General features: G+C 53.8%; 12 protein-coding genes. 7 read left to right on the forward strand and 5 right to left on the reverse strand.

Annotated features, from left to right (window positions below):
* Positions 1 to 33 precede the first annotated feature (33 nt).
* The 5 genes from B0F88_RS02230 to B0F88_RS02250 form a co-directional block, all read right to left on the reverse strand.
* Entirely contained in the window at positions 34 to 462 is a 429-nt protein-coding gene (locus B0F88_RS02230) for a TOBE domain-containing protein (protein WP_104422326.1), read from the reverse strand.
* A gap of 20 nt (positions 463 to 482) precedes the next feature.
* Positions 483 to 1559, reverse strand: a complete 1077-nt coding sequence (modC, locus tag B0F88_RS02235; RefSeq protein ID WP_104422327.1) for a molybdenum ABC transporter ATP-binding protein — start codon at positions 1557 to 1559, stop codon at positions 483 to 485.
* A 430-nt stretch (positions 1560 to 1989) separates the two neighbouring features.
* Positions 1990 to 2676 (reverse strand): molybdate ABC transporter permease subunit, encoded by a 687-nt coding sequence (gene modB, locus B0F88_RS02240; RefSeq protein ID WP_104422328.1) that lies wholly within the window; start codon positions 2674 to 2676, stop codon positions 1990 to 1992.
* Between the two features lie 4 nt (positions 2677 to 2680).
* The gene (gene modA, locus B0F88_RS02245) at positions 2681 to 3451 is read right to left on the reverse strand and encodes a molybdate ABC transporter substrate-binding protein (RefSeq protein WP_104422329.1); all 771 of its coding nucleotides are present in this window, start codon (positions 3449 to 3451) and stop codon (positions 2681 to 2683) included.
* Between the two features lie 45 nt (positions 3452 to 3496).
* The gene (locus tag B0F88_RS02250; RefSeq protein ID WP_104422330.1) at positions 3497 to 4993 is read right to left on the reverse strand and encodes an alginate export family protein; all 1497 of its coding nucleotides are present in this window, start codon (positions 4991 to 4993) and stop codon (positions 3497 to 3499) included.
* A 416-nt stretch (positions 4994 to 5409) separates the two neighbouring features.
* On the opposite strand from B0F88_RS02250, the gene B0F88_RS02255 reads away from it, so the two are divergent.
* The 7 genes from B0F88_RS02255 to B0F88_RS02285 all read left to right on the forward strand — a co-directional run bounded on the left by B0F88_RS02255 (position 5410) and on the right by B0F88_RS02285 (position 10772).
* Entirely contained in the window at positions 5410 to 6228 is an 819-nt protein-coding gene (locus B0F88_RS02255) for a TOBE domain-containing protein (RefSeq protein ID WP_104422331.1), read from the forward strand.
* A gap of 79 nt (positions 6229 to 6307) precedes the next feature.
* Positions 6308 to 7039, forward strand: a complete 732-nt coding sequence (locus B0F88_RS02260) for a beta-ketoacyl synthase chain length factor (RefSeq protein ID WP_104422332.1) — start codon at positions 6308 to 6310, stop codon at positions 7037 to 7039.
* Entirely contained in the window at positions 7024 to 7800 is a 777-nt protein-coding gene (locus tag B0F88_RS02265; protein ID WP_104422333.1) for a lysophospholipid acyltransferase family protein, read from the forward strand. The genes B0F88_RS02260 and B0F88_RS02265 overlap by 16 nt, the downstream gene beginning before the upstream one ends.
* Positions 7801 to 7805: 5 nt before the next feature.
* Positions 7806 to 8054, forward strand: a complete 249-nt coding sequence (locus B0F88_RS02270; protein WP_348529994.1) for a phosphopantetheine-binding protein — start codon at positions 7806 to 7808, stop codon at positions 8052 to 8054.
* Positions 8055 to 8064: 10 nt separating this feature from the next.
* The gene (locus B0F88_RS02275; RefSeq protein ID WP_181049828.1) at positions 8065 to 8313 is read left to right on the forward strand and encodes an acyl carrier protein; all 249 of its coding nucleotides are present in this window, start codon (positions 8065 to 8067) and stop codon (positions 8311 to 8313) included.
* 226 nt (positions 8314 to 8539) lie between these two features.
* A complete protein-coding gene (locus B0F88_RS02280) occupies positions 8540 to 9091 on the forward strand; it encodes a COG4648 family protein (RefSeq protein WP_104422336.1) in 552 nt (183 codons plus the stop codon).
* On the forward strand, positions 9081 to 10772 hold the full coding sequence (locus B0F88_RS02285; protein WP_104422337.1) for an AMP-binding protein: 1692 nt from the start codon (positions 9081 to 9083) through the stop codon (positions 10770 to 10772). Before B0F88_RS02280 ends, B0F88_RS02285 begins: the two co-directional genes overlap by 11 nt.
* The last annotated feature ends 40 nt before the right edge of the window (positions 10773 to 10812 follow it).

The raw sequence follows: 10812 nt of genomic DNA on the forward strand, positions 1-10812 counted from the left end.
GGACAGGCGTGGGAACGAGGAAGCGGAAGATTATCAGCCGGCGACAGCCAGGATCACCGCGCCGGCCTTGAACACCGCCGTGGCGGCTTGGCCTTTGCTCAAACCCAAGGCTTCGACGCTGTCGTTGGTCACGGTGGCGGCAACCTGCTCGCCGCCTTTCAGCTCAATATCGACTTCGGCATTGACAGCCCCCGGTTTAACCAGGGTTACCGTGCCTTGCAGCTGGTTACGGGCCGACAGCCGGTAGCCGCCGAAATCGGTGACGATGATGATTTGCGGGGCTTTGACCAGCGCGACCACTTCCATGCCGATCTTGATCCCCAAGGTTTCGACGGATTCCTTGGTAATCGAGGCGACGATGGTCTCTCCGCCTTTCAAGCCGATATGAACCTCGGCATTGACTGCGCCGATAATGACTTGGCTGACGGTACCGGTAAACTGATTGCGTGCGCTTGCTTTCATGATGAATCTCCAGATGTTGATTAATTTAATATCGAGGTACCCTTGATCTGCACGTAAACCGCCATGCCGATCTGCAAACCCAGCATTAGCGCCGATTTGCGGGTGATGTGCGCCAGCAGCGCCTGATTGCCAATCCGCATTTGCACCACAGTTTGGCCGTCGCGACCGTCGGCGATGCCGGTGATCGTTGCAGGCAGCACATTGAGAATGCTGGTGGCGGTCGGCGCTTCAAGGGCGATGCTGACGTCGCGGGCGTAAATCTGTACCCGTAACGGTGTGCCGATCTCTGCATCGACCGCCGGTAGGCTGAGTGAACCTCCGGCAAAGGCGACGCGGGTCAGATGATAGTCGGCTTCGTGTTCGGCGACGGTCGCCTGCCAAACCGTGGCGGCTTCCCGGTCTTGCGCCAGCGGCACGTCGAGACGGCTTTGCGTTTCCGGCAGCGGCCCGGAAGCCAGCGCCCGGCCGTCTTCCAGGATCACCAGCGTGTCGGCCAGTTGCGCGACCTCTTGCTGCGAATGGGTGACGTACAGCACCGGAATGTCCAGTTGCTGATGCAGTCGGCTTAAAAACGGCAGAATTTCCTGCTTGCGTTTGAAATCCAGCGACGCCAGCGGTTCGTCCATCAGCAGGACTTCAGGATTGAGCGCCAGGGCGCGGGCGATTGCGACCCGCTGGCGCTCGCCGCCGGACAAGTGTCCGGGCATGCGCTCCATCAGGTGGCCGATGCCCAGCAGTTCAACGGCCTGTTCCAGTTTGACCGTGCCCGAATTTTGTTTGATCCGCTTCAAACCGTAGTGCAGGTTATCCCGCACCGTCAAATGCGGAAACAGGTTGGCTTCCTGAAACACGTAGCCCAGCGGCCGTTTATAAGTAGGCAGGAACAGGTTGCGTTCGCTGTCCTGCCAAACATGGCCGTTGATTTCAAGCTTACCCAGCGGCGCGCGTTGCAGTCCGGCGATACAGCGAAGCAGGGTGGTTTTGCCGGAGCCGGAATGGCCGAACAACACCGTAATGCCGGTGCCGGGCAGTGTTAAATCGACGTCCAGTTTAAAGTCGCCGTAGTCGAGCTGGAAGCGGGCTAGTATTGTTGTCATAATATTTTTTTAAATAATAAAACGCGGATTTTACTGATCTTCACTGATAGAAATGTCTATGAAACGGCCAAAGCAAATAGGATAAATAAAAATTCGTGACAATCCTTCTAATCCGAGTTCCATTTTTCTAAGGATCTGGTTACAAATAACTTCCCGAAATCACTATTTTCGGTCGTCAAGTCGTTCGTGCTGAGCCCTTCGGCTGGGCTCAGGGTGAACGGAAAAATTTCATCCGATCCCTATCGGGAAGTTATTACTGACCATATCCTAAGGAACGTGCATGAAATAACTTGAGCAAGTTTTATTTTTCATTTTTTAACCATGAAGGACATGAAGCGGCATGAAAGGTTTAAGTCTTCATGTCCTTCATGCTCTTCATGGTAATTGCCTAAATTAATTTATACACGATCCTAAGCCAATCAGTTGCCGATTATTTAAGCGGATGAGCGACAGGCTGTGTTTTCAGCGCGGTGTACAGCACCAGCAACACGCTGAACGAGAACAGCAGCAAACAGCCCGCCAACCAGTGGGCTTCGCTGTATTCCAGGGCTTCGACATGATTGTAGATTTGTACCGACACCACGCGGGTTTTGTCGGGAATATTGCCGCCGACCATCAATACCACGCCGAATTCGCCGACGGTATGGGCAAAGCCCAAGATAGCGGCGGTCATGAATCCGGGTTTCGCCAGCGGTACGACGACGCTGAAAAAAGTATCCAAAGGGCCGGCGCGCAAAGTCGCCGCCGCTTCCAGGGGATGTTCGCCGATCGTGGCGAATGCGGTTTGCAACGGTTGTACGACAAACGGCAACGAATACAGCACCGACGCCACCACCAATCCGGGAAAGGTAAACGGCAAGGTGCCAAGGCCCAGTTCGGTGGTCAAGCGGCCGATAGCGCCGTTCGGCCCCATCATGACCAGCAGATAGAAGCCCAGCACGGTCGGCGGCAACACCAGCGGTAGCGCGACCAGCGCATTGCAGACGCCTTTCCAGCGCGATGCAGTGCGCGCCAGCCACCAGGCCAACGGCGTTCCCAGCAACATCATCAGCAGTGTGGCGTAACCTGCAACTTTGAATGTCAGCCACAAGGTGGCAATATCGGAGGCGCTTAACATGGCTTCAAGATTGGTTGGGGAGGTTGTAACCGTATTTACGGATAATCGTTTGGGCCTGCGGCGCTTTTAAAAATTGCAGCAGTGCCGGTGCGGCCGGATTTTCCACGCCTTTGCTCAGCAATATCGCATCCTGCCGAATTGGCGCATGGCGGTCGTCCGGTACGATCCACCCCGAGCCGCTGCCGATCTTGCCGTTGCCGATGACTTGCGATAAGGCGACAAAGCCCAATTCGGCATTGCCGGTACTGACGAATTGATGGGTTTGCGAGATGTTTTCGCCCAGCACAAATAAAGGTTGCAGCTTTTCAAAAAGCCCCATATTTTTTAACACGTCCAGCGCCGCCGCACCATAGGGAGCCAGTTTGGGATCGGCCAGCGCGATATGTTTGAACCCGCCTTTACTCAGGATTTGGCCTTGCTCGTCGACCAATCCCGGCGTTGCCGACCACAGCACCAGTTTTCCGAGCGCGTAGGTGAAGCGGGTATCGGCTACCGCCAGCCCTGCATTTTGCAATTTGATTGCGTTTTCCGCATCCGCGGCCATAAACACTTCGAACGGCGCGCCGTTCTCGATTTGGGAGACGAATTTGCCGGAGGAGCCGAACGACAGCTTGGCGCTGTGGCCGGTAGATTTTTCAAAAGCCTCGGCAATTTCGGTCATCGGTTTGGTGAAATTGGCTGCGACGGCGACCAGGACTGTTGCGGCCATGCTTGTTTGACCGAATAGCAGCAACGCCAAGGCCAGGATTGTACGGGAAAAGATAGTGGGTAACATGCGTTATATCTCCAAAGGTGTGGGAAAGAATGCCTGGCAAGCGCCTTAAAATCTAAGCATGCTTTGCACATAAAAATATTCGACGTCTTGCGCATTGGGCGCCGACGGTGCATTTTTGGCGAAGTGGCCTTTAAACAAATGCGCCCAACCTGTTTCAAGGTTCAGGCTGCTGTTGACATCCCAGCGAGTCGATAATTCCAATTGATGGCCGACAAAATTGCCGGTACGGCCGGTTGTGTCTTGCAGTCCTGCACTGGTCCAGCTGTCTTTTGCCGATGCCAGCCAGAACACCCGATGGCCTAAAAAGGCTTGTACGTCGGAACGCGGATTAATTCCGATCCGGTAGCCGGGGCTGTTGATATTGCTGCGGGCGAACGCACCGTAAATGCCGGTGGGGCCGAACTCGAAACGGCGGGCGCCGTACAGTGTGTCGAAACGCTGGTCTTTGTCGTCATTGGGATTTGCATCGCCGCTGGCGTAGTCGTATTGCAAGCCTAGACGCGGCGACCACGGCATATCGAAGGTATAGCCGACGTCGGCATGTTGGTACCAGGCCTGATGCTGTAAATCCCTGCCGTCGGTGGCGCCGGTGGTTGCCCGCACCGTGCCGAATTGGCCGATGGTTTCCAGCTCAAAGTCGAATTCGGCTTTGGCGGGCTTGATAAAGAAGCGCATGCCGGGCGTAAAATAGCGGCGATTGCGGGTCGGATTGCGGGCGCTGTCGCTCTCGTCAAGATGATACAGATAAACTTCGCTGTTGACGCCCCAGCCCAGGTTGTACAGTTCCAAAAAGCCGCCTGAAAACAGGGTGTTGGTGTCCTCTTCGTCCCATTGGTGCGTTTCGTTGAGAATGTCGGCGGCGGCAGTCGGGAAGCGCAGCACCGGCATGGTGACAAAGCCGTTGAATTGCCAGTTACCGTAATCCAGCAGACGCAGCTTTGCCCCGGTAAAACTGTTGATGGTGTTGCGCATGGCGTTTCTGGCAATCAATCGGCGGCTGCCGAGATTCAGGGTTTGCCTGCCGGCAGTCACCTCGGCGCCGATGCCGCTGTATAAAACATTCTGGTCGGCCCAGGCGGCATAACCTTGGATAAAATCGGCTTGATCGGCATGGGTGTTGTTGACGCCGGAACCGCTGTCGGCACTCAAGGCGCGCGAATCCAGGAACTCCGCGCCGAACCGGAACGCGCCCAGGTTGGCTTGCAGCCAGACGTCGGTTTGCAGCGGAATTTGCTGGTCGCCGCCTTTACCGTTGGCATTGAATCTTCCGTCCATGGTCTCGTAGCGGGTGCGCTGCTCCACCGACAGCGACAGCCATTTCGGCAGTTTCAGTGTGTCGTGCAGGTTCCAGACCGGTTTTTCGTATTTGTCGGAACCCAGCAAGGCATCGGGCATCTGGCTGGCAAACGGTGCGACAGGGGGTTTGGTGTATTTTTTCTGCTCAGCAGCCTGAGCAGTGCCGCTACCGGCCATGCAAAAGCCGCCGGCGACAATCAAACTGAGTGTGTGGCCCGCCACACCGGCAAGAGGTATTCTTCTCATCGTCAATGACCTAATAATTATGAGTTATGATGTTTACATCTCGGCAATTGCTCCTGCATCCATGCAAGTTGTACGTTGATTCGCCGATACATACAGGTCTTATTTTGGAAAACTAAAATAAGACGGCGCTCTAGTTTAACTCGTTATGTATAAAAGTACATAACGATGTTAATGGTAATGCTTAAGCAAGCGGTGTGCCAATGAATGTTAACGATATTAAGTTATTGAGTTATATTGATTATTTTTGTCGTCGAAAAAGTGGATAATGTTTTGTTTCGGACATTTTGTTATGTTCTGTAGACTTGGTGACAATGTAGGGATATTCAGCACCGCCCTCACGTCATTTGATTGGAAACGGGTTGCCCTGACTGGGAAATAATGTTTAACTCAATTTTTATACCGCAATACAAGCATTTATGATCGGTAATTCAAATTACAACACTATTCCGACTTGCTGGGTCGATGGCGAATTGCGGCTGGCCGGTCTGGACAGCCGCATGATCGGTTTGCTAAGGGCGATAGAGCAAAGCGGCTCGCTCAATCAGGCCGCCAAGCAGGTGGGCTTGAGTTATAAAGGCGCCTGGCAAATCATCGAAAGAGCCAACAACGGCGCACCGAAAACATTGGTCAGCACCGCCACCGGCGGCAGTAAAGGCGGCGGCACCTGTTTGACCGAGGCGGGACGCTCTTTGCTGGCGCTGTTTACCCGCCTGGAACAACAGCATCGGCAATTTCTGGAACAGCTCAACCGAGGTCTCGCAGGCGACCCCGATACGGTCCTGCTGTTGCAACGGCTGGTGGTTAAAACCAGCGCCAGCAACCAGCTTTTCGGCAGTATTAGCGCGGTTCAGGCCGGCACGGTGAATGCCGAGATTGCCGTGACCTTGAAAGGCGGCGAACAGGTGATTACCACTCTCACCCAGACATCGCTGAACGATCTCGGGTTAAAGGTCGGCGACGATGCGGTATTGCTGGTCAACAGCGCCGACATCACGCTGGTCATCGATTCCGGGTCCACTCGCTACGCGGCGCGAAATTGTTTGTCCGGCAGCGTGATTCGCGTCCAGCAGGACGAAGTCAATGCGGAGGTGATTGTGCTGCTGGCCGGCGGCGAGACATTGGCCGCGATGATCACGCAGCAGAGCGCACAAAGTCTGATGCTGACGCCCGGCGTATCCGTCTGGGCGATGTTTAAAAGCAACACGCCGGTTCTGGGCGTCATGCCATCGCGCTAATACAGTCACAGCAAATCGGACGCGGCTATAAACGCCCGGTGCTATCCATCAAGTGTCAACGGTCAACGGGGTTGATATAATGGTACTATCAAAAGCGGTCGATTTTGCCGTGCTGAACTGGAATGCCTGGGCTCCCGGCGTCAGCAGCCGCGAGGATTGGCTTGGCGGCAAAGCCTTTGTCCAAGCCGAAAAAGCGGCGCTACCGGCTACGGCGCCAAAGACACTGCAACGCAGATTAAGCCCATTAGCCAGAGCGGTTTTTAATGCGGCGGACGGTTGCAGGGATGGCGATAAAACACTGCCGATTGTTTTCAGCTCCGCCCATGGCGAAGTGAACAAGTCATTGGAGATGCTTCAAAGCATGCAGAAAGGCGAGGAAGTTTCGCCGACAGCTTTTAGCCTGTCGGTTCATAATGCCATATCGGGACTGTTTTCGATAGCCTATGCCAATCATCAGGAAATTACCGTGATTGCGCCGGGCCAGGACGGCATTGCTCCTGCATTTATTGAAGCATTGGGGCTTTTGCAGGAACACCATAGCGAGGTGCTGATGGTTTTGTATGATGAACCGCTATCGGATTTTTATCCGTCGCAGCCGTTTGCACTGAATGGGCCTGCGGTTTGTGCGCTGGCGTTAAGGATTTCTTTAGCCGGGAACGGCTTACCGATGCGGTTTAGCAGGTCGCCCGCTCGGCGCGATGATGGCGAGCATGCCTTGCAGATATTCTCTTTTTTAAAGTTTCTTGTTTCCGACGATAAAGCGTTGGCGCTGGGCAATCATAGACACAGTTGGGAATGGTACAAAAAATAGCAGCAAAACTCGGCTACGGCTGGCGTCTTTTTGCAACAGGACTGAGTTTTTTTAGTTTTGGCGCGGGCGGCTTATTGCTGTGGATATTGGTGTTTCCTGTATTGTCTTTTTTGCCCGGCAATCCGCGGCAAAAGGTCAGCCGGGGCCAAAAAATAGTGTCTTACAGTTTTTATGTCTTCATCGGTTTGATGCACAGACTGGGCGTAATGACTTACGAAGTCGTGGGCCTGGACAAGCTTAACCGGCCCGGCCAGTTGATCATCGCCAATCATCCAACGCTGGTCGATATTGTGTTTTTGATCAGCCGTATCAAACAGGCCGGCTGTATTGTCAAAGCCGGGCTGTGGCATAATCCGTTCATGCGCGGCCCGATCGTCAATGCGGGATACATCAGCAACGGCGATCCCGAGCAAATGATAGCCGAATGCGTTGCCTGGTTGCGCTCGGGCGGGTCGATGGTTATTTTTCCTGAGGGAACCCGGTCAATACCCGGCAAGCCGTATCGTTTTCAACGCGGAACGGCGGCCATTGCGTTGCAGGCCAACGCCGTGGTGACGCCGGTCACGCTGAGCTGTTATCCCAGCACCTTAACCAAGGCCGAGCAGTGGTATCAAATTCCCGACCGCCGCTTTCATCTGACCATGCACGTCGGCGACGACATTGCGCTGGATGAGTTTGTCGGCATCAGTCCAAAATCGGTCGGGACACGCCGTTTTACCCAGTACCTGCAAGATTATTTTACGCAACAGAGAGCTTTATAAACACGATGGAAAATGAATTAAAACAACTGATTATCGATACGCTGGAGCTGGAGGATATCAGCGTGGCGGATATAGACAGTCATGCGCCGCTGTTTAACGACGGTTTGGGGCTTGATTCCATCGATGCGCTGGAATTGGGCTTGGCTATCCGCAAAAAATACGATGTAAAGATCGATGCCGAAAAAGAAGACGCGGTGAAGATTTTCTCTTCGGTTTCAACGTTGGCTGAATACATTCAAGCGGCGCGCGGTTGAGGTTATGATGATCAAAGAGCGTGAAGAAATTTTAACGGCGGTCAGGGAGATAATGGTCGAGCTGTTCGAGATGGACGAACAGGCCATCACCCTGGACGCGCGGCTGTATGAAGACCTGGATTTCGACAGTATCGATGCGGTGGACATGATCGTCAGGCTTAAAGAAATGACCGGCAAAGCGATCAAAGCCGAAGATTTCAAAACGGCCCGCACTATTGGCGATGTGGTCGAGGCGGTTTACAAGATGCTTAATGACTAATATGCGGTTGCTGGTTTTATCGATCCGGTTATGTCCTTTTTTCTCGTTCCTACGCGCTACGCCGCGAGTCACGGCTATGAAGTTAAGCGTTGTAGGAGCGGGCCATGCCCGCGATGAAGTAGCTACAATTCTGCAATCGCTGCTCAAATGTCGCGGGCACGGCCCGCTCCTACGGTGTCATTGTGGTTAACTTGGCCGTGACGCAGCGCGTGGGAACGAGATAAATATGCGCTTGCTTGCAAACAGCATGATTGGCCTGTCAATCCTGTTATACCCGGCGGCAGTCTTTTTCGGCGGACGTCATTTCGAGCCCTGGAAAATCGCCGCCCTATTGATCGTGTTGCTGCTGGTCAGACTGGCGGCGGGTTATTCCAGCAAACATTGGAGTATTCCTTTAACGATTGCGGGCATCGGCTATTGCGTGTTTGCGATGTGGAGCAACCAGTTAGGCACCTTGCTGTTTTATCCGGCGCTGGTCAATGGCTTGATGCTGCTCATTTTCGGCTGGAGCTTGTTTTATCCGCCCAGTTTGATTGAGCGCTTGGCGCGCATTCAGCACCCCGACTTGCCGCCGGAAGGCGTGATTTATACCCGCCGCGTGACGCAAATCTGGTGCGGTTTCTTTATCATTAACGGCGCATTGGCCTTGGCGACGGCTCTTTGGGCCAGCTTGGAAGTCTGGAGTTTATACAACGGCCTGATCGCTTACGTGTTGATGGGCGTTTTATTCGCCGCAGAATATCTGGTCAGAATCAGAACCCAGAAACATGTCAGATAAACTGCTGCCGTTGTCTCTCTGCTTAATTGGCAACAGGCCGGTAGACGCGCCTGTCGCCTATCATGCCGGACGGTATTATTCGACAGGGCAGTTTGCCAACGCCGTTGAATCCTGGACCGGCAAACTGCAAGCGCAGCCGTTTTTGCGTTACGCGCTGTACACTGAAGACGCCTATCCTTTCGCCGTGCTGCTGTTTGCGTTGCTGCATGCCGGTAAACAAATCTGGATACCCGGCAATAACCGTCCCGGCACAGCAGAGCAATTAGCAAAAGACTGTCAATTGCTGGGCGACTGGCACATTGGCGAGCGTTTCGATTGCTGCTTGGACGTGACGAACAGTCCAACCCAATCGTTATCGCCGTTAAACCCTTTAGACAGTCGGCTGGTTATTTTTACTTCCGGTTCTACGGGGCAGGCCAAGCCGATAGCCAAATGCCTGCACCAGTTTCAGCTTGAAATCGACACGCTGGAAAAAAACTGGGGCGAACAACTGGGTGATGCTGCGGCATTGGCGACGGTCAGCCATCAACATATCTACGGCTTGCTGTTCCGCGTGTTATGGCCGTTGTCGGCAGGGCGGTGTTTTCATAGTCAGGCGTATATCAATCCTGAAGCGCTGGTGAACGCCATTCAACACGGACCGGCTTACTGGATTGCCAGCCCGGCGCATTTAAAGCGCTTGGATCAGGCATCGCCCTGGGACGGCATTGCCGGGTTAAAGGCGGTTTTCAGTTCCGGCGGCGCGTTGCCGGGAAATGCGGCGGAGCGGATATTGAACGAAAGCGGGCAGGCGGTGATCGAAGTCTACGGCAGCTCCGAGACCGGCGGTATCGCCTGGCGGCGGCAGGATGAGGCTTGGACGTTATTTTCAGGCATGGCGTTGAGTCATATCGATGGCAACTGGTTGCTACATTCGCCTTACTTGCAAGCAGAGCAAGGTTTCCAGTTGGACGATCAAATCACCTTGCACGATGATGGCCGGTTCATGTTGCACGGCAGGTCGGATCGTATCGTCAAAGTCGAAGAAAAACGCCTGTCCCTGGCCGAACTGGAGCAACGCTTGATGGCCGAGCCGTGGATAGAGGATGCGCATGCGCTGGTGATAACCAATCACCGGGATGTCGTCGCGGCGGTCGTAGTGCTAAGTCAACAGGGCTTGGAGCAGTTGGCAATCCAAGGCAGAAACCGGCTAATCAGGCAACTGCGCAGAACGCTTGAGCAATGGTTCGAGCCGGTGGTGTTGCCCAGAAAATGGTTGTTTGTAAACACGATGCCGTTAACCACTCAAGGTAAGATCGAGCATCATCTATTAAAAATCCTGCTGGATTTTGATGGCCGAAAACTCCCCCAGACGCTCAATTTTAATATGACTCATGAAGGCGTCCGGCTTGATCTTAAAGTTCCCGAAGACTTGCTTTATTTCCCCGATCATTTTGCCGATTACCCGATTTTGCCGGGCGTAGTACAACTGGCTTGGGTGGAGCATTTCGGCAAGCTGTTTTTCGTTATTGATAAACCGTTTTCGCAGATGGAAGTGGTTAAATTCACCCAAGTCATCCAGCCCGGCGATCAATTAACGCTGACGCTCGACTGGAATCCGGCAACGGGAAAACTGTATTTCAATTTCAGCTCGGAGCGCGGCGCGCATAGCTCGGGGCGCATGGTTTACGAGGGTAAGTGACGATGAAAGTATTCAGTACAAAAACGAATAACCACGAAGT

It is taken from the genome of Methylobacter tundripaludum, from assembly GCF_002934365.1.
GTDB lineage: Bacteria > Pseudomonadota > Gammaproteobacteria > Methylococcales > Methylomonadaceae > Methylobacter_A > Methylobacter_A tundripaludum_A.

Excerpts from the sequence above, each read along its gene's own strand:
- B0F88_RS02230 (WP_104422326.1), bottom strand. The coding sequence starts at position 462 with ATGAAAGCAAGCGCACGCAATCAGTTTACCGGTACCGTCAGCCAAGTC.
- modC (WP_104422327.1), bottom strand. The coding sequence starts at position 1,559 with ATGACAACAATACTAGCCCGCTTCCAGCTCGACTACGGCGACTTTAAA.
- modB (WP_104422328.1), bottom strand. The coding sequence starts at position 2,676 with ATGTTAAGCGCCTCCGATATTGCCACCTTGTGGCTGACATTCAAAGTT.
- modA (WP_104422329.1), bottom strand. The coding sequence starts at position 3,451 with ATGTTACCCACTATCTTTTCCCGTACAATCCTGGCCTTGGCGTTGCTG.
- B0F88_RS02250 (WP_104422330.1), bottom strand. The coding sequence starts at position 4,993 with ATGAGAAGAATACCTCTTGCCGGTGTGGCGGGCCACACACTCAGTTTG.
- B0F88_RS02255 (WP_104422331.1), top strand. The coding sequence starts at position 5,410 with ATGATCGGTAATTCAAATTACAACACTATTCCGACTTGCTGGGTCGAT.
- B0F88_RS02260 (WP_104422332.1), top strand. The coding sequence starts at position 6,308 with ATGGTACTATCAAAAGCGGTCGATTTTGCCGTGCTGAACTGGAATGCC.
- B0F88_RS02265 (WP_104422333.1), top strand. The coding sequence starts at position 7,024 with ATGGTACAAAAAATAGCAGCAAAACTCGGCTACGGCTGGCGTCTTTTT.
- B0F88_RS02270 (WP_348529994.1), top strand. The coding sequence starts at position 7,806 with ATGGAAAATGAATTAAAACAACTGATTATCGATACGCTGGAGCTGGAG.
- B0F88_RS02280 (WP_104422336.1), top strand. The coding sequence starts at position 8,540 with ATGCGCTTGCTTGCAAACAGCATGATTGGCCTGTCAATCCTGTTATAC.
- B0F88_RS02285 (WP_104422337.1), top strand. The coding sequence starts at position 9,081 with ATGTCAGATAAACTGCTGCCGTTGTCTCTCTGCTTAATTGGCAACAGG.